The 19,906-nt window shown below is 59.9% G+C and carries 18 protein-coding genes; 11 read left to right on the plus strand and 7 right to left on the minus strand.

Annotation, left to right across the window (positions count from 1 at the left end; translation table 11 throughout):
• Positions 1–12: 12 nt before the first annotated feature.
• The 6 genes from DW171_RS08125 to DW171_RS08150 all read left to right on the plus strand — a co-directional run bounded on the left by DW171_RS08125 (position 13) and on the right by DW171_RS08150 (position 7,323).
• Positions 13–1,998 carry a hypothetical protein gene (locus DW171_RS08125; protein ID WP_117786691.1) on the plus strand — a complete coding sequence of 662 codons (1,986 nt, stop codon included), beginning with the start codon at positions 13–15 and terminating at the stop codon, positions 1,996–1,998.
• A gap of 137 nt (positions 1,999–2,135) precedes the next feature.
• Positions 2,136–2,657 carry a crossover junction endodeoxyribonuclease RuvC gene (ruvC, locus tag DW171_RS08130; protein WP_035137351.1) on the plus strand — a complete coding sequence of 174 codons (522 nt, stop codon included), beginning with the start codon at positions 2,136–2,138 and terminating at the stop codon, positions 2,655–2,657.
• Complete coding sequence (ruvA, locus tag DW171_RS08135; protein WP_117786692.1) at positions 2,657–3,277, plus strand: Holliday junction branch migration protein RuvA; 621 nt, start codon at positions 2,657–2,659, stop codon at positions 3,275–3,277. The genes ruvC and ruvA overlap by 1 nt, the downstream gene beginning before the upstream one ends.
• Entirely contained in the window at positions 3,277–4,344 is a 1,068-nt protein-coding gene (ruvB, locus tag DW171_RS08140; protein ID WP_117786693.1) for a Holliday junction branch migration DNA helicase RuvB, read from the plus strand. The genes ruvA and ruvB overlap by 1 nt, the downstream gene beginning before the upstream one ends.
• Before the next feature lie 144 nt (positions 4,345–4,488).
• The gene (locus DW171_RS08145; protein ID WP_118270920.1) at positions 4,489–6,156 is read left to right on the plus strand and encodes a formate--tetrahydrofolate ligase; all 1,668 of its coding nucleotides are present in this window, start codon (positions 4,489–4,491) and stop codon (positions 6,154–6,156) included.
• A gap of 177 nt (positions 6,157–6,333) precedes the next feature.
• Entirely contained in the window at positions 6,334–7,323 is a 990-nt protein-coding gene (locus DW171_RS08150) for a hypothetical protein (protein ID WP_117786694.1), read from the plus strand.
• Positions 7,324–7,335: 12 nt separating this feature from the next.
• Here the strand turns inward: DW171_RS08150 and DW171_RS08155 are convergent, their stop codons facing one another.
• Positions 7,336–8,517: a cation diffusion facilitator family transporter gene (locus tag DW171_RS08155; RefSeq protein ID WP_117786695.1), complete on the minus strand. Its 1,182-nt coding sequence runs from the start codon at positions 8,515–8,517 to the stop codon at positions 7,336–7,338.
• Between the two features lie 218 nt (positions 8,518–8,735).
• Between DW171_RS08155 and DW171_RS08160 the strand changes: the two genes are divergently transcribed.
• From DW171_RS08160 to DW171_RS10440, 3 genes are all read left to right on the plus strand, one after another.
• Entirely contained in the window at positions 8,736–10,073 is a 1,338-nt protein-coding gene (locus tag DW171_RS08160; RefSeq protein ID WP_117786696.1) for a hypothetical protein, read from the plus strand.
• A 116-nt stretch (positions 10,074–10,189) separates the two neighbouring features.
• A complete protein-coding gene (locus tag DW171_RS10245) occupies positions 10,190–10,561 on the plus strand; it encodes a hypothetical protein (protein ID WP_199586920.1) in 372 nt (123 codons plus the stop codon).
• Positions 10,488–10,658, plus strand: coding sequence for an SHOCT domain-containing protein (locus DW171_RS10440; protein WP_089572150.1), 171 nt, complete (start codon positions 10,488–10,490; stop codon positions 10,656–10,658). Before DW171_RS10245 ends, DW171_RS10440 begins: the two co-directional genes overlap by 74 nt.
• A gap of 515 nt (positions 10,659–11,173) precedes the next feature.
• On the opposite strand, the gene DW171_RS08170 is transcribed toward DW171_RS10440, so the two are convergent.
• From DW171_RS08170 to DW171_RS08195, 6 genes are all read right to left on the minus strand, one after another.
• A complete protein-coding gene (locus tag DW171_RS08170) occupies positions 11,174–11,395 on the minus strand; it encodes a hypothetical protein (protein ID WP_089572148.1) in 222 nt (73 codons plus the stop codon).
• Positions 11,396–11,427: 32 nt separating this feature from the next.
• Positions 11,428–12,216, minus strand: coding sequence for an ADP-ribosylglycohydrolase family protein (locus tag DW171_RS08175; RefSeq protein ID WP_118270921.1), 789 nt, complete (start codon positions 12,214–12,216; stop codon positions 11,428–11,430).
• Positions 12,217–12,279: 63 nt separating this feature from the next.
• On the minus strand, positions 12,280–13,329 hold the full coding sequence (locus DW171_RS08180; protein WP_118270922.1) for a YhcG family protein: 1,050 nt from the start codon (positions 13,327–13,329) through the stop codon (positions 12,280–12,282).
• Between the two features lie 267 nt (positions 13,330–13,596).
• Complete coding sequence (locus DW171_RS08185; protein ID WP_118270923.1) at positions 13,597–16,095, minus strand: phosphatidylinositol-specific phospholipase C; 2,499 nt, start codon at positions 16,093–16,095, stop codon at positions 13,597–13,599.
• A gap of 304 nt (positions 16,096–16,399) precedes the next feature.
• Positions 16,400–16,993 carry a hypothetical protein gene (locus tag DW171_RS08190; protein ID WP_055250912.1) on the minus strand — a complete coding sequence of 198 codons (594 nt, stop codon included), beginning with the start codon at positions 16,991–16,993 and terminating at the stop codon, positions 16,400–16,402.
• A 230-nt stretch (positions 16,994–17,223) separates the two neighbouring features.
• The gene (locus DW171_RS08195) at positions 17,224–17,826 is read right to left on the minus strand and encodes a hypothetical protein (protein WP_147357353.1); all 603 of its coding nucleotides are present in this window, start codon (positions 17,824–17,826) and stop codon (positions 17,224–17,226) included.
• A 377-nt stretch (positions 17,827–18,203) separates the two neighbouring features.
• Between DW171_RS08195 and DW171_RS08200 the strand changes: the two genes are divergently transcribed.
• Both DW171_RS08200 and DW171_RS08205 read left to right on the plus strand, forming a co-directional pair.
• Positions 18,204–18,836, plus strand: coding sequence for a cyclodeaminase/cyclohydrolase family protein (locus DW171_RS08200; RefSeq protein WP_055250908.1), 633 nt, complete (start codon positions 18,204–18,206; stop codon positions 18,834–18,836).
• 2 nt (positions 18,837–18,838) lie between these two features.
• Entirely contained in the window at positions 18,839–19,693 is an 855-nt protein-coding gene (locus DW171_RS08205) for a bifunctional 5,10-methylenetetrahydrofolate dehydrogenase/5,10-methenyltetrahydrofolate cyclohydrolase (protein ID WP_117564484.1), read from the plus strand.
• Positions 19,694–19,906: the final 213 nt, after the last annotated feature.

The raw sequence follows: 19,906 nt of genomic DNA on the forward strand, positions 1-19,906 counted from the left end.
AAGGGCTGAGCCATGAAGCTCGCACTTGCACAGATCGATATGCGCCTGGGTGATATTGAGGGCATTTGCGGCCGCATCGAGGACCAGGCTCGTCTGGCCCACGAGCGCGGGGCGCGCGTGCTGTGCGTGCCGGCTCCGCTCTTTATGGGCGCCATGCCCGGGGGCCTGGTGGGCACTGCCGACTTTGAGCACGACATGTTGACAGGCCTGACCGGTGTCGCCGAGCGTATCCAAGAACTCGATATGATCTGCATCGTGCCCGCGGCGGTTTCGTTTGAGGGCCAGCCCCTGCTCGACTACATGATGCTCAAGGACGGCCATGTGGTGCCGGCCCGTTCGAGCATTGCTCTGCAGCGTGGTGGGAACGGTGATGCCCGTTGGGCACCGCCGGTGTTCGACGTGGACGGCGTGCGTATCGCCGTGATCTTCGACTTGGACCGCGAACTCGAGATGCTGCCGACCGGCGTCGACCTCATCGCCTATTTTCAGTTCAACGCGTTTGATATGACCGACCGCGAGACGGCCGCCATTGCCGCCGTTCGCAGCGGTGCCTACCGCAAGATCGCATCCAAGCGCAGCGTGTGGTTTGCCTGCATGGCGCCGGTCGGTGCCTATGACGAGTCGGTGTATACCGGCGGGTCGTTTGTACTCGACGACTGTGGGCGCGTGGTGGCCCAAGCGCCGTGTTTTGAAGAGAGCCTGCTGGTTCAGGAGATTCAGCGCGGCGTAATGCTCGATGCCCTGGAGGACCACGAGCTGCCCGAGTTTCGTTCCGAGGAGTGGTTGTGGCAGGCGCTGGTGCTCGCTGTGCGCGATAACGCCCGTGCCCATGGCACGTCGCGTGCCGTGGTGGCGCTCGAGGGCGATCTGCCGTCGTCTTTGCTTGCGGCGCTGGCTGTCGATGCATTGGGCTCGCGCAACGTGATCGGCCTGGTGTTGGACCGCAACCGCATCTTTACGCCGGCGCAGGAAGAGGCCGAGGCCGCTCGTTGTGCCGCCGTTCGCGCGATTGCCGAGCGCCTGCATATTCGCACGGTTGAGCGCGATGCGCCGGATGCGGCGCGCGTACTCGACCGCGATGTGTCGGCGGGCGACGCCGAGCGCCTGCGCTCTCGCACGCTGGGCCTTATGCTGGAGGACACGGCGCTCGAGCTGGGCGCGATGGCTCTGAGCCCGCTGTCCAAGACCGAGTACGCGTTGGCGGCACCGGCGCTTTGCGGTGGCTACCAGGGCGATTACGCGCCCTTTGGTGATGTGTACCTGTCGACGCTCGAGTTTGTGGCGCGCGTGCGCAACCGCACGTCTGCCGTGGTGCCGCAGGAGCTCGTGACGCTCAACGCGGTGGAAGATTGCATGGAGCGCGTGCTGGCGCGGGCGCTCTCGACGCTCGACGGTCCGATCGACATGCTCGACCGCGCGGCGCAGCTGCTCGATGGGCTCGAACCGGGTGAGGTCGATGGCGCGCTCGAGTCACACGTCGACCGCAACCGTCCCTTCGACGACATCCCAATGGCCGCCGGCAAGTCCGAGGCTTGCTCGCTGCTGCTGATGCTCGTGCGCCAGGGCGAGGCTGCCCGTCACATGCTGCCGACGGCGCCGATCGTCTCGGCCCGTTCGTTTGCCGAGCGTGCCTGGCCGTATATGCTCGCGTGGTCCGACCTGGGACTGAGCGGTAAAGAGCGCATGACGGTCGATGCGCTGGCACGCGCCGAGGTGCGCCGCTTTGCCGACGAGGATACAAGCGAGCGCATGCGTGGCGAGATGATGGGCATACTGGGTGACCTGTTGGGTATTTCACCCGAGCAGATGGAGGAACTGCGCTCCGAGGACGGCCAGCGCCGCCTGCACGAGGGCATGAAAAAGTTTGAGGGCGAGGTCCAGGACGCCATCGGAAAGATGATGGGCGGCCAGGGCGGACCGCAGGGTGGGCCCCAGGGCACGCCGATGCCGCATCCGCCGGTTGATCCCCGACAGTTCCCATTCTTCTCGCAGAACTAAACTGGGGATGGGATTCGCTCTCAACCCCGATACTTCAACTAAGCATCTTGACCCCGTTGTGTTATTCTAGAACAGACGTTCGTGAGTAGTGCGCGGGGCCTTGCCTTGCGCTTGGTAAAAGACGAGGGGAGGTTGGCTTGGTTATTTTAGGCATTGACCCCGGTTTGGCTCATACGGGTTGGGGGATTATCGAGGAGCGGCGTGGCGAGGTTCGCTGCCGTGCCTATGGCTGCATCGAGACCAGCGCGGGTAGTCCGCTCGCGGTGCGCCTGTCGCATATCGCCCGCGACCTCAAGGGTGTCGTGGAGCGCTATCGACCCGATACCGCTGCTATCGAGAGCATTTACTTTGGCGCCAACGTTCGCTCGGCCATCCCTACGGCGCATGCCCGCGGCGCTGCGCTTGTGGCGCTTTCGGAGTGCGCGCTCGAGATCGGCGAGTACACGCCCATGCAGATCAAACAGGCTGTGGTGGGTACCGGCGCCGCGGACAAGCGGCAGGTCGCCTACATGGTACGCACGCTAACGCAGCTCGACCACGACCCGCATCCCGACCATGCCGCCGATGCCCTGGCCTGTGCCATCTGCCACGTAAACCTCAGCCGCACCCGCGCCCTCACCGGTGGCGAGTTCTATCAACAGAGAGGAACCGGATACTGATGATTTCCCAGCTCCACGGAACGCTTGTCGAGGCCACGATGAGCTCTGCTGTCGTCGATGTGTCGGGCGTTGGCTTTGAGCTCGGCATCTCGGGCAGCACTGCGGCCACGTTGCCGACGCCCGGCGGCGAGGTCCGCCTCTACACGCGTATGCAGGTGCGCGAGGACGCCATGACACTTTTCGGTTTTTCCTCTAAGGATGAGCGCACGATGTTCGATCGGCTCGTGTTCGTCTCGGGCGTTGGCCCGCGCTTGGCGCTCGCCGTGCTTTCCACCTATACCGTGGGGCAATTGTATTCGCTGGTGATGGCCGAGGACGACAAGGGCATGGCCAAGGTGCCCGGTGTGGGCAAAAAGACAGCTCAGCGTCTGATCCTGGAGCTCAAGAGCACCTTTGCCAAGGACAAGGGCTTTGTGCCGGTCGACGTGATTCCCGGCCAGGTTGCGATGCCCGTGCCCGCTGCCGCTCCCTCGGCCATCGATGACGCCCGTGCGGCGCTCCTTTCCATGGGCTTTAGCCCGCAGGAGACCGATGTTGCCCTGAGCGGGTATGATGGGCAGGATATGCGTGTCGAGGATTTGCTCGGCGCGGCGCTTAAGCGACTCGGAATGGATGCGTGATGTGGGAAGCCGATGACTCTCAGGACCTGTGGGCGACGCCCGGCAACTCGCCGGCGGCATCCATGGCGCACGGCGAGCGCATGGTGGGCTCGGAGCTGACGGCCGAGGACCTCGATGTCGATCGCACTTTGCGCCCCCAGCGCCTGGACGATTACTGCGGCCAGGAGCATATCAAGCAGAGCCTGCGCGTGTTGATCGAAGCGGCGCAGAGCCGTGGCGAGACGCTCGACCACGTGATCTTCTCGGGCCCTCCGGGTCTGGGCAAGACCACGCTGGCTACGGTTATCGCCAACGAGCTGGGCGCTCAGATCAAGACCACGAGTGGCCCTGCCATCGCGCGCACCGGCGACCTGGCAGCCATCCTTACTAACTTGCAGCCGGGTGATGTGCTGTTTATCGACGAGATCCACCGCCTCAACCGTTCGGTCGAGGAGGTCCTGTACCCCGCGATGGAGGACTTTGCCCTCGATATCGTGATTGGCAAGGGTCCGGCGGCGCGCTCGATTCGCCTGGATATCCCCAAGTTTACGCTGGTGGCGGCAACGACCCGCTCGGGTATGCTGACTGGCCCGCTGCGCGATCGCTTTGGCATTTCATATCGCCTGGATTACTACACGGTCGAAGAACTCGCGCAGATTGTGACGCGCTCGGCGTCCATCCTGGGTGTGACAATAGACCATCCGAGCGCGCTCGAGATCGGCTCGCGCTCGCGTGGCACGCCGCGCTTGGCTAACCGTTTGCTCAAGCGCGTGCGCGACTATGCGCAGGTGCGTGGCAACGGTCCCATTGAGCTTGGTATTTGCCGTCAGGCGCTCGAGTTCTTCGAGATCGATGAGCTTGGTCTGGACTGGATGGATATTCGCATTTTGGAGACACTCGCTAAGACGTTCTCCGGACGTGCCGTGGGCCTGACAACGCTTGCCAGCGCTGTGGGCGAGGACCCGGGAACGCTCGAGGATGTCTATGAGCCCTATCTGCTGCAGTGCGGGTTGATGATTCGTACGCCGCAGGGCCGTCAGGCAACCCTGCGCACCTTTGAGCACCTGGGGATTGAACCTACCGTTTAGGGCGCTTTGTTTTGGCGGGCTGTTGGGCTATCGCCGGGCATCGGGTAAACATATCGCCGTTCATCGGTTATGGGCGTTTTACTATTGCGCACCCGTGCTATGCTGAATTGGTCTTTTTCTCATTCGGTAACGAAAGGACCGCCCATGCCTACTGACATCGAAATCGCACGTTCTGTCACGCCGTTGCCTATTACCGAGGTGGCCAAGAACGCCGGCGTCGACGTTAAGCACCTTATTCCGTACGGCTTCGACAAGGCTAAGGTCGACTATTCACTGCTCAACGAGCCGACCGATCACCAGGCCAAGCTCGTCCTCGTGACCGCTATCAACCCAACGCCTGCGGGCGAGGGCAAGACCACCACGACCATCGGTCTGGCCGATGGCCTGCGTCGTCGCGGCGTCAAGAGTGCCGTGGCCCTGCGCGAGCCTTCGCTCGGCCCCGTCTTTGGTGTTAAGGGCGGTGCTGCCGGCGGCGGCTGGGCTCAGGTGATCCCCATGGAGGATATCAACCTGCACTTTACCGGCGACTTCCATGCCATCGGTGCTGCCAACAACCTGCTGGCCGCCATGCTTGATAACCACATCCAGCAGGGCAACCAGCTTGGCATCGACGTTAAACGCATCACTTGGAAGCGCGTCGTCGATATGAACGACCGTCAGCTGCGCCACGTCATCGACGGTATTGGCGGTAAGGCCCAGGGCGTGCCGCGCGAGGACGGCTTCGATATCACCGTCGCCTCCGAGGTCATGGCAATCCTGTGCCTGTCTACGAGTATCAGCGACCTCAAGGAGCGCCTGGGCGAGATCGTCGTCGGCTACAGCTTTGCCGGCGAGCCCGTCCGTGCCCGCGACCTTAAGGCCCAGGGTGCCATGGCCGCGTTGCTTAAGGACGCGCTCAAGCCCAACCTGGTGCAAACGCTCGAGGGCACGCCCGCGTTTGTCCACGGCGGTCCCTTCGCCAACATCGCCCACGGCTGCAACTCTATCATGGCCACGCGTATGGCGATGCGCTTTGGCGATGTCGCCATTACCGAGGCCGGCTTCGGTGCCGATCTGGGTGCCGAGAAGTTCCTCGACATCAAGTGCCGTATGACGGGCGTTCGCCCCAGCGCCGTCGTGGTCGTCGCGACCGCTCGTGCGCTGAAGTACAACGGTGGCGTCGCCAAGGCCGACCTCAACGAGGAGAACCTCGAGGCACTCAAGGCCGGCATGCCCAACCTGCTGCGTCACGTCGACAACATCCAGAACGTTTATGGTCTGCCCTGCGTGGTCGCCATCAACCGCTTCCCGACGGACACCGAGGCCGAGCTTGCGCTCATCGAGTCCGAGTGCCAGAAGCTCGGCGTCAACGTTGAGCTTTCCGAGGTCTGGGCCAAGGGCGGCGAGGGCGCGCTCGAGCTTGCCGATGAGGTCATGCGTCTGATTGAGCAGCCGAGCGAGCTCAAGTTTGCCTATGAGGACGGCGCCGATGTCGCCGACGCTCTTGAGGCCATTGCCACCAAGGTCTACCGCGCCGATGGCGTTGACTTTACGCCGGCCGCCAAGCGCCAGCTCGCCGAGCTGCGCGAGAACGGCTTTGGCAACCTGCCGGTGTGCGTGGCCAAGACGCAGTACAGCTTTAGCGACAACGCCAAGGCCCTGGGCGCTCCCGAGAACTTCCGCATCACGGTGCGTGAGCTCAAGGTTTCCGCCGGTGCCCACTTTGTGGTCGCACTGACCGGCAGTGTTCTGACCATGCCGGGCCTGCCCAAGGTCCCCGCGGCTGAGAACATCGACGTCGACAACGACGGCAACATCACCGGCCTGTTCTAAGCTTGTTGCCCATAGCTGCTTGCCCGCCCCGTCGCGCCTACCAAGGCCCGGCGGGGCTTTTGTTTTCTAGCCGCGCTTGTCTTGTAGATATGGACGGGCTCTGTCCGTCACGGGCTTTTGCGCGGGTAGAATGCATGGATAACTTGATGCTTACGGGCGACGGAAAGGAATCGTTGCATGGATCAGGACAAGACAACCGTGATGGGCGGCTACGGTTCCGCGCAGGCTGGCGATAGCGCCGATGCGACCCGCGTTGTTCCCAACCCCGGTTATACCGACCCCGCCGCGACGCAGCCTTCTGCCGAGCCAACCCGGGTTATGGGCTATGGCGACACAGCGCGGGATTCTTATGCCGTATCTTCGCAAGGCCCCTATGGCAACGCAGCTCCGGACCCGTTTGATTACGCGCCGCAGGATTCTTATGCCGCCTCGACGCCGAATCCCTATGATGACCTGCCGCAAAATCCCATTCCGCAGCCTCAGCAGACGACGTATATGCCTCGCACGGCGCAGCCTCGCTACGAGTCGCGCGAGCCGTATCGCGAGTACCCCAAGTCGATTCCGCAATATGGCGAGGACGAGGAGAAGAAGCCGTCGCGTTCGTCGAGCGTGATCAAGAAGATCCTCATCGTGCTGGCGATCTTCTTTGCGCTGTCGGTTGTGTTTGCCATTGTGTCGGGCATGCTCAACAAGCGAGGGAGTTCAACGGCTGATACCGCTGCCGAGCAAACCGAGTCCGCCTCGTCTAGCACCGTCGATCTGAGCGATATCCCGGGGCAGTACTGGTCCAACGCCAAGAAGCTCCTCAAGTCGCGCGGCGCCAATCTTTCGAATGCCGTGGTCCTGACTGATGATGGCTCAACGCCCGTCATCGATGCCAACTGGGTCGTTACTTCTGCTTACTATAACGACAGCGGCAACCTCGAAATTCAACTCACGCACAAGAATAGCTCGGGCAACTCACCCGACGGCCAAAGCGGTACCGACAGCTCGAGTTCCAATACGTTGGAGGACTTGAGCAACAAGGCACAGGAGCTTGGGGATAAGGCCCAAGAGCTGGGCGACACGGCCCAGAACCTGGGCGACACCGCTCAGAACTTGGGCGACATGGCGACGGATGCCTGGAACGCCCTACAAAACGGCATCTCGGGCACGCAGGGAAACTAGCTGTTAAGCGGGCTACAGCTGCTCGGCCGGACGGTCGGGCGAGCTAAAGCCCGAGTCAAACGTAACGACGCATGAGGCATTGGGTCGGCGCTCGTGCACGATGCGCGTGACGAGCTCCAGCAGCTCCTCGTCGGATATGTCAAAGCCGTCGGGACGCACAAGGTCAAACGAAACGAACCCGTCGTGCTCGTGCAGGTCGTGGATGGAGAGCGCGGGATCGATCTGCGTAACGCCACGCTTGACCCAGCCGCGTAGGTCGTCGCCGGTGGTGGCGATGGGGTCGCAGTGCAACGTGATGCCAATGCCCATCTGGCGCTTGATGTCGTGCTCGATGGTGTCTAGGATCTCGTGGTGCTCAAATGCGTCGCCCTCGCCGGGCATCTCCACGTGGGCGCTGGCAAACTGACGACCGGGGCCGTAGTCGTGCACCATCAGGTCGTGTGTGCCCAAGACCTGCGGATAGGACATGATCTTGTCGCGGATTGCCTGGACGAGCTTGGGATCGGGCGCTTGCCCCAGCAACGGGCTGATGGCGTCGCGCACTAGGCCCATGCCGCTGATGCAGATGAAGATGCCCACACCCAAGCCCGCCCAGCCGTCGAGGTCAAAGCCGGTCGTTTGCGAAATAAGCGCCGCCGCTAAGACCGAGCCCGAGGTGATGACGTCGTTTTTGGAGTCCTGTGCTGTGGCAATGAGTGTTTCGGAATCGATACGGTTGCCCAGCGCGCGGTTGAATGCGGCCATCCAGAGCTTAACGAGCATGGATGTAGCCAGTGCCGCAAGGGAAACGAGCGTGTAAGCGGTGGGGGAGGGCTTGATGATCTTGGTGACCGACTCGAGGATCAGGTTGATGCCGACGGCGCAAACCAGGACGGCGACGAACAGACCGGCTAGGTACTCGTAGCGGCCGTGGCCATAGGGGTGGCCTTCGTCGGCCGGGCGGCTGGCAAGGCGGAACCCGAGCAGACTCACGATGTTGCTCGAGGCGTCGGAGAGGTTGTTGAAGGCGTCGGCGATGAGCGAGACAGAGCCGGCGAGCAGGCCCGCGATGCCCTTGGCCAGGCACAGAGTGATGTTGAGGCCAATGCAGACGAGGCTTGCGGAAAAGCCCGCGTTGGTGCGGCAAGATGCATCGACCGGCTCGCTCTCGCTGCCGGGAACAAGCGTATGTACCAGCCGATTTACAAATAGCATAGCGGTCGTCCTCACAATCATGTTTAAGGGGATAGTGTAGCTCGCGCGGGGGCGCCGTGCACCGATGCTCAGAAAATGCAGCAATAGTCTGCCGGTGCTAACGAGCGAGCCTTCTCGTCTGCCTGGGTGGTCCATTTTGGGCCACATGGGTATGGGCATGTGCCTGTTTGCTCGACATACTTAATGTCGACAGCCCCTGTGCAAAGGAGGACGTTTCCATGGACGAGATGTTTGCCATTAAATGTCAAAACTGCGGCGGCCCTATGTACTCGCACCAAGCTAAGCGCAGCTTTGAGTGCGCTTATTGCGGTGCGGTCATTCCGTGGCAGGCGGACGCCGGAGAGCCCAAGAGCGCTTTGGGCATTCGCCATACGCCGTTGACGGTAGTGGATGGACTACTCAAGCTCACGCATGTGTCGCAACTCGAGCGCCCGGAGGACCCGGACTGGTATTTCTTCAATTCGCACTGGCGCAATCAGTCGGTCCTGGAACATCTGCTGTGGGAGGATCGCGGCACGGCCCAGGAGTTCCAAGAGGCCACGCACGTGAGCATCCCCTGTCCCTTCTGCGGAGCGTCCTTTGAGGGCGAGTCGACCCAGCGCGTGTTTGAGTGCCCGTCCTGCGGCAACAAGATCGGTGTCGCCGACCTGCTCAAGCCGGGGACGTTTAGCAAGCGCCTGACCATGGGCGTTGGTGCGGAATATGTGCCCGAACAGGGTATTCCCTGCGAGATAACGCCGCAGCAGGCGCGCGCCAATGCGCTTGAGCTGGTGCGCCGATATCCAGACGCCTTTGCCGGTCACGATGTGGAAGACGCGATTCAAAACGACATGATGCTCTTCTACTTCCCCATGGCGCTCGCGGACCTGCGCATGATGGCGTCCTTCCCGGGCAAGGGCCTGAGCAAGGAGACCCTGGTGTACTACGAGGTGCTCGACTGGGCATATCCCAGGGCAAACTACCTGGACGTTCGCCTTATGGGCATTCTGGAGCCATGGGACTTTGCCAAGGTTGGGTCGTTCGACCCGGCCATGCAGGAAGGCGACTTCCGCGTTGTCTCCGTCGATGCGTCCACCAAGGACCAGGTGGTCATTGACAAGCTGGCGCTCGACATTGTCGGCAACGATGCCGAGACTTTCCTGGGGCTCAATAAAAAGAGCATCCGCACCTGGGCGCGCAAGGCCCGCAAGCACAAGGACGGCCTGGTTATGGTGCCGGCCTACTTTGTCGATCGTCCCGCGTCGGATGGACGTAATGGCGAGCAGGTGCGCATTGCCGTGAACGGCCAGACGGGCCGTGCGGCGGCGGTGGTGTTTAGCGACAAGCGCGAGACGCATATTGTGGCGCCGCTCAATCCGAGCCTGCATCTGTCCGGCGAAAGCACCGTTCACGCCACGCCCGTCGAGGTCAAATACATCAAATCGCCATTCCTGTACCAAATTGTGCGCCGTGGAGGCGACGAGCAGCCACGTCAGGTGGCAGCGGCTGCCGAGGGTTCCTACCGAGAAGAAAAACCCAAGCGCAAGGGATTGTTCGCTGCGATCTTTGGGAAGTAGGGAAGCGGAGCCGGGGCGTCGGGCTGCATCGCAAGGTCATGAGACGAATTTAAGACTGCTGGGAACGTGCTACCATTGCCGATAGCCTTAATCTTGTAAGAAGCGGAGGCCAGATTATGGGTTTTGCGGATCAGCAGCTTCAGCTTCAGGTACCGTATTCTCCTGACGACACGTTTAATGCCTTGAAGGCAGCTATGGAAAAGCTGCCTAAAGTAAAAGTTGATAGTGCATCGCCCACAACAAGAACAGTTGCAGCCGAGATTGGTATGAGCCTTTGGTCTTGGGGCGAAAATATCAGTATTTCGGTTGTTCCAGTTGAAGGCGGATCTGGCGTTACTGTCAAGTTGTCATCTAAGGTCAGGGCAAACGTATTAAACGGGGGCAAAAATGCAAAGAATATTGCCGAGATAGTCGATGCCCTATCGAAGGAGCTTGAGCGGTATCCGCAGGTTTCACAGACTATTGAGACGCTGGCGGATAGTGATTGATGTAGTTGCAAGGCTTGAGAGGCTTGCAACGCTGCGTGATAGTGGAGTGCTTACCGAGGAAGAGTTTGCTGCAGAAAAGGCAAAAATCTTTTTGTAATCAGACACGGTGGTTGGATTTGCATTCTATTATTGAACTTGGTTATACCAGGCTGAAAATATCGTGTGTAATAAAGGTGCGTAGTAGTCTCGTCTTGATTGGCAGATGTAAATAAACGGTGGAACGGCTGTAAAAGAGCCTTGCCACTGGGTAAAATCAGGATGTGCCGCGGAACCCGCTCCTCAGTCGGTCAACTTTGGAAGCGCGGGCAACGCAGGTGCTATCGTCTTAAAGGGTCGGCTGCAACCGACCCTTTTCTATGACTCCCTTCGCTATCCGTTACTGCTTATATTCCCGCCAGATCGAGTAGAGGTTCCGGGCAATGCCGGTCACATACATCGAGAGGCGCAGGATTTCAAGAAACAAGTTCATAGGCTTCACCCCAATCGGAGATCGGAGCGTTGCCCGCAGGCGGATTCCGCGGCGGTCAAGATTTTACCTCACAGGCCGCGGTGGGAGACATCCTATCCACCCCCTGGTTTGGAGCAGTGTCGATCTGACGGGCAATCAAGCCTTTAGCTCTCTTTGAATTGAGCAAGCATCTGCCCGAAGAAGCTGAGCCCGGATGGCTCATAAATGAGTGAGCCGCCATCTTCGGTCCGGTAGACCCCGCAGGGGAGGTAGCGCCCGTCGGGAAGGACGTAAAGGTTTTCTTCCTCCATCAGTCCCGTTGGGAGTATCGGGGTCTCGTTTTCGCCCATTTGGAACTCATCGATATTCGCGATCTTCCTCTCCATGATGCCTCCTACCTTATTTCTTGAATGGCGCCCTAAAACAAGCAGCTCTCAATCAACTCTTTACCGCGCAGGGTGTCGATCCATTTCTGCGGAATTGCGTCCATGCCGTATGCTGCGCCGGCGAGGGCGCCTGCGACGGCTGCGGTGGTGTCGGTGTCGTCGCCCAGGTTGACGGCGGCAAGCACACAATCATCGTAGCTGTTAGTGTTGACGAAGCACCAAGTGGCTGCCTTAAGCGTGTCGCGCACGAAGCCGCCGGATCTGATTTCGTGCTCGGGTGCATCTTTCAGACAGAGTGTCCATTCGGGGAGCGTGCCGTCCATCTCGGACCTCAACAGTTCGATGAACTTGACACATGACTCGGTCGATGTTCTATGAGCGTGGGTGATTGCAGAGACCTCACGGATCTCTTTGTCTGTTGCATCGGCAAACGCCAGGGGTGCGATGCGCATGAGCGAGCCGTTGCCGTTGTCGCGCTCGCCGGAGCCACCCTTGCCGGAGCGAAGGGCGCGGGCGGTCGTTCCTCCGTAGTCGAAGACGCCATCAATCGTGTACTCGTCGTTGGCGATCCAGCTCACGAATTTGTCGCGCATGTCCTCGGTGTCAATGCGGCCGAGCTCTCTGATGGAGTCGCAGGTGGCGAGCGTCATAGATGTGTCGTCGCTCCAGGTGCCGGCGGTCTGCTCGTGCGTGCCGTAGCCGATCATGTCGGTGCATTCGAACGTGCCACGAGGTCTGAACTCGTAGGGAACGCCCAGCGCGTCACCGACGGCAAGCCCATAGATGCAGTCGCGCAGTGTTGTTTTCGGTCTGTGTGTCATGGAAAGCTCCTCTTTTCCCGGGTGATGTGGAGCGCCGTCGGGGGTATCGGTCGCAACGTGCTGCTATCCTTGCACTTCGCCATTAGTCGCTTCGTTGATGGCGCGGTACTCGGCACTCAGCTCGCGTGCCAGCTCTTCCTTGCTTGGAAGATACGGCAGGTATTTGGCGGCAAACACTTGGTCGTTGTCTTCGGGCAGCGTGTACTCGACGATCGAATCGCTTTTGTCCGCGCAGAGCACGATGCCTATGGGCGGATTGTCGCCTTCGTTCATGAGCTCACGCGTGTAGTAGTTCACATACATTTGCATCTGGCCCAGGTCCTGATGCGTAAGGTCATCGGTCTTAAGGTCGATGAGCACGAAACAGCGCATCAGATAGTTGTAAAACACAAGGTCAATATAGAAATGGCGCCCATCAAAGGTGATGCGCTTTTGGCGCGCCTCGAAAGCGAAACCACGGCCAAGCTTCAGCAGGAACTTCTGAAGATGCGTGATGAGCGCCTGCTCTAGATCGCTCTCGCGAAACGCAGTATCGTCCGAGAAACCTAAAAAATCCAGTACATATGGGTCGCGGATGATATCCTCGGGGCGACGAGCCGGGGCGCTCTTTTGGATTTCCTGGGTGACGGCCTCCTTGTCCTTGCTGGCAAGCAGGCGCTCGCGGAACATGGTGTTGATCTGGCGCTCGAGCTGACGCGTGCTCCAACGAGAATCGGCGCATTCGTTCATGTACCAGGCGCGAGCATCAGGGTCGGGAATGCGCATCAACCTGCGGTAATGAGTCCAGCTCAATTCGCTACGCAGTGCGTCGCGAATTGGAAACGCAAGAAAGAACTGACGCATATTGCGAAGGTTTGCGATGCCAAAGCCTCTTCCGAAATCCGCGGTAAGCCTTCTGGAGAGGCCTGCAATCAATGCCTCTCCATATGCTGCGCGCTCCTCTCCGCCCTGCTCGTCAACAATGCTCTTGCCGATTTCCCAATACGCCTCAACCATCGCAAAGTTAACGGCGGTATAGGCCTTGTCGCGAGCGGCGTTGAGAATCGAGGAAACCTGCTTGTAAAAAACTTCTGGCACGATTGCCGATTCTCCACGGTTTACCAGTTCGCCCATCACTGTCGCCCCACTTTCCTCTTGTGGAATGCATCTTTATCGTATTTAGTTTAAAGCCTCGCGCGGACACGAATTGCTGTGCTGTCTGGCACCTTCGCATGGGCCTTGCGGTGACTAAAATGTGGCCATAGAGACAGTTTTAACGAAACTCATGGGGGTGACACGCATGGACACCAACACTTTGCTACTCCTTCATGTCAAAAATAGGGGCGCAGAACGGTATTCTGCGCCCCTGATTGAGCCGATGCGTCTGAAAAGCCGGCTCGCCTATTCGCTAGCGCCTTCGCTGTCTTCGCGGTCGTTGGCAAGCATTGCCGCGCCGGCGACCGTTGTCGCCACGGCGGCGGCAGCGAGCCCGGCGGCAATGCCAGAGCCGTCGCCCGTGTTGGCGAGCTTTTTGCCCGAGCCCTTGCTCTTGTTGCCCTTGCTGTTCTTGTCGACGCTGCCTGCGCCGTTGCCGCCACCGTTACCGTTACCGGCGCCGGTGCCGCCCGCGCTGCCCGAAGCCGTCACGGTAAAGCTTGCGGCTTCGTCACTAGCAAGCTCGTAGTTCTGCGCCGCGTCGCCCAACAGGCCTTTCGCACGCACCCAATACGTCCCCGCGGCAAATGCCTCATCCTCGGCCATTGCCGTGCCCGGAGCGCCGTTTGCATCGTGCATAAACTCGAGCTGGGCGGTGCAGGCATCGCCTTCGAGCTTGCCCTCGAGCGGCGCCGCGATCTTTGCGCGCACGTCCTCGCCGGCCTTAAGGCCCTCGAGCCCTTCAAAGTGGGGCGTCAGCGCGCGTGGATCGATATCGATGGGCACAGAGCCCTGCAGCCCCGTAGCGGTCTCGTTACCCAGGGCGTCGACATCCACATATTCGATGGTAAACGCATAGCCCGAAGCCGCCACGTTGAGTACGTTGCTGCTGTCGACAAGGCGGAAATGACCCTCGCCAACGGTCTTGCCATCCTGGAATGAGGCATCGCTCAGCGAGTCGCCGTACGTCATGCGCATGCGGGTCGGGAGGTAGTACGAAACGGTCTGCTTGTGCTTCGCATCGTAATTGCGCTGGTAGATGCTTCGGGCCAGTGCCGCATCAACAAAGTCGGACGCAATGATGCCAATGTGCTTGAGGCAGTCCTCCTTTGTGCTCTCATTTCCGGTGCTGTTTATATACTGGCTCTTGTATAGATGCTCGTTGACCACTCGTGCTGCGGTAAAAGGATTGCTTCCTTGCTTGTAGTTCGTGCAGCTGGTGTAGTTGATACACCAGCTGTGCTCCAGGACCTTTACCTTGGCCCCGTCATTGTCCTCGACGTCCACCATGATGCGGGCGAGCTTGGTTGTCTCCTGCAGCGCCATATCGACCCAGCCGATTTTGTCGGTTCCTGTGCATTCGTAATGGTCCTGGGCGTATACCTTGGTGCAATAGGGCTCTTCGTCACCCGTTTTCCCCACGGCTTCAAAGCCCCGCTCGTCTCGAACGAGACACATAGAGGTGCTGTCGGTGTGTGCTGCGATTTTGTCGTCCCATTGGGTGAGGTCGAGGCCCCATGTGTGGCTGCTTACGCTGTTGCCGGCGAGCCCAAACCGACGCAGCAGGACGATCTTTCCGCGCACCTCGCCCAGCGTGGGGATGCGGCTCGATGTGTAGAACAGGTCGGGGTTCTCATCAAAAACCTTGCCCAAGGCCGTCGTGAGGCTTTCGTCGGTAGCCTCGTCATTGCCCCGCGACACGAGCATGATGAGCGCTTCTGTCGGGTTTTCGCTCAAAAACGTATTGAAGTACCCGATGACATCGGAGAGATGCATAAAGTTCCCGTCTTTTTTGAGCAGGTAACAAGCTCCGTGGTCGATGCCGGGGTCGCCGTTCTCGTCGTTCTTTCCAAGTCGGATATCAAAATAGCGAACGCCTTCGAGCAACTGCGTGGGGATGTAATCCTGCTGGCATTTTGCTTGGGAGGATTGGGGCTCGGTGTCGTTGTCCACGCTGCAGGTGCCCGAATCGTGCGTGCCCGGGATGCTCAGTTCGTCGAGGAACTTGTTGTCGTCGACGTATTTCATCCAACATGGCCCATCGACGTAGCTGCTGTACGTGATCCAGTCGAGGCTGCTAACCGTGGCATCGTTCTTTTTCATGTCGTAACCGATAAGTTCGAGCTCCCACGGAATGCTCTTACTCTTATGGCAGATCTTATTGTTGTCCTGGTCTTCGCCGTTCGATTCTATTGCCAGGTACTTAATGTCTTTTTTCTCGGTTTCTTTCTCGACCGTGCGGTCTCGGATGATATAGGTTCCGTTTGACTGGCGTTTAAACGCAAAAGCGCGGCTGGGCTTGTCGTCATACTCGCCACTCCATACGTGGATGACCTTTCCATCTTTGTCCGAGTCGTCGTCGACCGACCAAATGCTGTAGCCCGTCTTTTTATGCTCTTCGAAATTGAGCAAGGTGCGGATAGCATACCAGTTTGTATCGTCATTCTTGGTCGTTACGTTCTCAAGGATGAGCTTGCTGGACGTGCCGTCGTTAAACAGGTGGCAGACGTTGCCGCGAACGTTGCCGTCTTGGTTGACGCTCGCGGTGCGAAAATAGCCCGCGGGGCGAAGGCGAATGACGAAATTGTCGAGGCTGACTGACGCTGTGGCAGCGTCTTCTGCAAATGCCGCGCGCACGGGAAGGCCCAATCCCGCGGTTTCGGGCAGGCTTACAAATGGCGACAATGCTGCGAGTCCTGGGCCCAACGTGAATGCTCGACGGCTGATGGCGTGGTGTTCGGTCATAACTCCTCCGTTCGCAGGGCGCGGTTATGCACTCATTTTGTTCACTATACTGCCCGGATGTCTAAACGTGTTGGCTTAATTGTCTGCGTGGCGCCATAAATCGGTGGGCGGACGCGTTGGGGCGCTTGTCTATTTGTGCTGCTACCGCGCTGGGGGTGGTTTTGCCGCCCGGCACCCTCGCGTTCGCCGGCTATCGGCATAAGAAAAGGAGGGTCGGTTTACCGGCCCTCCCTGGGTACGAAGCGCTGGGGTACCGTCGCTTGTTTGCTCTGCGACCGTGTTTCCCGTTGCGCTCGCCAGTCGCTTAGCGCTTGATCTCGATATCGTCGAGCTTGACGTCCATGGCCTCGGTCTTGGCCTTGGCAATGTCATCGGCAAACTCCAGAGACTTCATCATGGTCTCGACGGCGTCCTTGTGCTCCTCGACATTGTCGATGCTCACGTAAACGCTGCCGCCGCCTGCTTCGGTGAAGTACTCAGTCGTTACGCCGCCCGAGTGTGTATAGGAAGCGTTGCGCCAAGTCTTGCCGTTGTACTTGACGGGATCATTCTCGGTCCACTCAAAGTTGGCCTTCCATTTGGCCTCGTAGTCGAACAGCTCGTCAGCGTTCTTGTCAGAGTCGAAGACAGGGATGAAGCGATCGCTGGCGTGCTCGCTCTCGGTGAACTTAAACTGGGCCCTGTCGGCGGTGTCGCCGGCAACGTCGGTGATCTCGACGCCCTCGGGCACCTCGACCTTAAACCAAATGAAGTCGGTCCTCATATCCACGGCTGGCTTTTCTGCGCCGCCGCCACCGCCACTGCCGGTAGCGCCGCCGCTTCCGCCGCAACCCACCAGGGCAACCGCGGCAAGGAGACTGATGCAGAGTGTGAGAATCGCAAAGGCCTTCTTTTTCATGGTCGTGTCCTCCTCGATCTGTAACCGCCCATGGATTACCTGCCTTTACTGTACGCGTGGACGGTTCGCTAGGGTGGGCCATGTGTCCCATTCTGAGGGCCGGATTTGCGCCGACAAGTGGCAATATGCGCGGTCGCAAAGGAGGGGAGGGCCGACATCGTCGACCCTCCCTGGGTTGGGCGCCCGTTGTTTTAATGGGGCACGTGCACGTAGGCGTATGCGGAGTTCAGCTACTTGATCTCGATGCTCGAAATCTCGACTTCGCGTGCCTCGGAAACTGCCTCTGCCATGTCATCGGGGAACTCGATGGAGTTGAGGAGCGTCTCGGCTTCTTTCTTGTGCTGGTCGAAGTTCGAGATGAGGACGTAGACGCTTCCCGGCTCAACGTCGGTAAAAAGCATGGTTGAGATGCCGCTGTTGTCCTCGTATGTTCCGACGAGCCACGTCCTGCCGTTATACTCGACGGACCCGCCATCCTTCCACTGGAACGTATCCCCCTTCTTTTCTGCCTGGTCGGCGTGGGATTCCTCGGCTGTCATCGCTTTTTTCCAAACGGGGATAAAGCGATCGGCCGAGGCGTTCTCGTTTTCGGGGAAGGTGAGCTGGACCCTGTCGGCATTCTTGCCGGCGGAGTCGCTTACGCCGACGCCCTCGGGCATCTCGACCTTAAACCAGATAAAGTCGGTCTTCTTGGCGACGGGGGCCTTTTCCTTGCCCTCGCTCTTGGATGCGCTGCTGCCCCCGCCCGATGCGTTCCCGCCGCAGCCGACAAGGGCAAATGCGGCAAAGAGGGCGATGCAAAGGGAAAGGATTGATAGGGTCTTTTTCTTCATGGTGGCGTCCTCCTTGTCTGCCAGGGACATCGTGTGCCGCGGATCGCTGGGGCGGCGGTTGCGCGTGCACATGATGACTTTGTTTGCTGTGCGGTGATTCCTCCATTCGTCGTCCGGTGCCGTGATGAGCGTTGCCCCAACATGGGGCTCCTTACCTATATGTATGCCCCAGTTGCCGCTGCCCGGGAGTCTCGAAACGTGGGCCATGTGTCCCATGTTTGCGTTGGCATGGCCTATCGTTCGTCATAGAAATCCGCGATGGCCAGGTGCGCTGACGCCCATGTGCTTATGGGCTAGACTTAGCACCATTACGTGTTCGATGCGGTTGGTCGGCGGTTGCCGCCTGACCGATGTATATGACTTGAAGGTGCGTGCGTATGAGCCAAGAGATGATGGATAAAACCTGTCGAGAGTTTGCCGAGGCACTTGCCGCACGCGAGCCGGTTCCCGGCGGTGGCAGCGCGAGCGCCTTTGTGGGCGCGCTGGGCGCCTCGCTTTGCGGAATGGTCGCTCGTTATGGTGCGACCAATCCTGCGCTTGCCGATCGCGCGGATGACCTGACGCGCGCATTTGCCCAGGCAGATGAGTTGGCCCAGGAGCTTGTCGAGTTGGTTGCCGAGGACGTTCGTGCATATGGGCAGGTGTCCGCGGCGTACGGTATTCCGCGTGGCGATCCGGCTCGAGCGACCGCGATTCAGGATGCGCTGCATGTGGCCGCTATGCCGCCGTATCGCATTATGGATGCCTGCGGGCGTGCACTGGCGCTGCTCGAGGACATGGCTGACAAGGGTTCGCGTCAGCTGCTGTCCGATGTGGCGTGCGGCGCCGTGTTCTGCCGTTCCGCTATGCAGGGCGCGAGCTTGACGCTCTTTGCGAACACCACGTCTATGAAGGATCGCGCTCGTGCTGAGGAGCTCGAGACGGCGTGTGATGAGTTGCTCGACATGTGGTTGCCGCGCGCCGATGCGCTGGCGCGCCGCGCCGCCGACGCCGCAAGGAAGAGGGGATAGCCATGGCTGAACTGCTGAAGGGTGCCCCCGTTGCTCGCGCTTTGACTGAGGAACTTGCTGCTCGCTGCGTGGCTTTGCGCGAGCGCGGCGTTGTGCCGACGCTGGCTATCGTGCGCGTGGGTGAACGCGAGGACGACCTATCCTACGAGCGCGGTGCGCTCAAGCGCTGCGAAAAGGTTGGCATTGAGGCTCGCCGCGTTTTGCTTCCCGCCGATGTTTCGCAGGACGAGCTGTTGGCGGCCATCGAGGACATCAATACCGATTCGTCTGTTCATGGCTGCCTGATGTTCCGCCCGCTGCCCGCCGGCCTTGACGAGGACGCGGTTGCCGCGGCACTCGATCCTGCCAAGGACGTTGACTCCATGACGCCGGCTTCGCTGCTCACCACGCTTTCGGGGCGCGGCGAGGGTTTTGCCCCCTGCACAGCCGAAGCCGTGCTTGCTTTGCTGGATCATTACGGCGTTGAGCTGGATGGGGCCAAGGTCGCGGTCGTTGGTCGGTCGCTGGTGATTGGCCGTCCCGTTGCCGCCATGCTTACGGCTCGCAATGCCACAGTGACGACGTGCCATACGCATACGCACGACCTTGCTGCCGAGTGCCGTGCTGCCGACATTGTGGTTGCCGCCGTTGGACGCGCGCGTACGATTGACGTGGATGCGGTTCGAGAGGGCCAGACGATCATTGATGTTGGCATTAATTGGGACGAGGCCGCTGGCAAGTTGGTGGGTGACGTCGATTCTGATGCTGCGGAGCCGGTCGTTAACGCCATCACGCCCGTGCCGGGCGGCGTGGGCGCTGTGACGACGGCGATCCTCGCCAAACACGTGATCGAGGCGGCCGAGCGCGCATCGAAATAGGCGTTTTGGGCTGTTTGAGGGGTTAGCTCTATACCCCGTGGACAAAAAATGCCAAATATGAGTACTGTTGCCAAGATAGTCACATATTCTTTAGGTCAAATAGGCTCTCTAACGATATTTATTATCGATAAAGAGCCTATTTTATTGGACCTATGAGGAATTACATGGTAGCGCGCAGAGATGTGGTGTAAGAGGCGGGGAATGCCCCGCCTC

This window comes from Collinsella sp. AM15-2, assembly GCF_003471985.1.
In the GTDB taxonomy this organism is placed as follows: Bacteria; Actinomycetota; Coriobacteriia; order Coriobacteriales; family Coriobacteriaceae; genus Collinsella.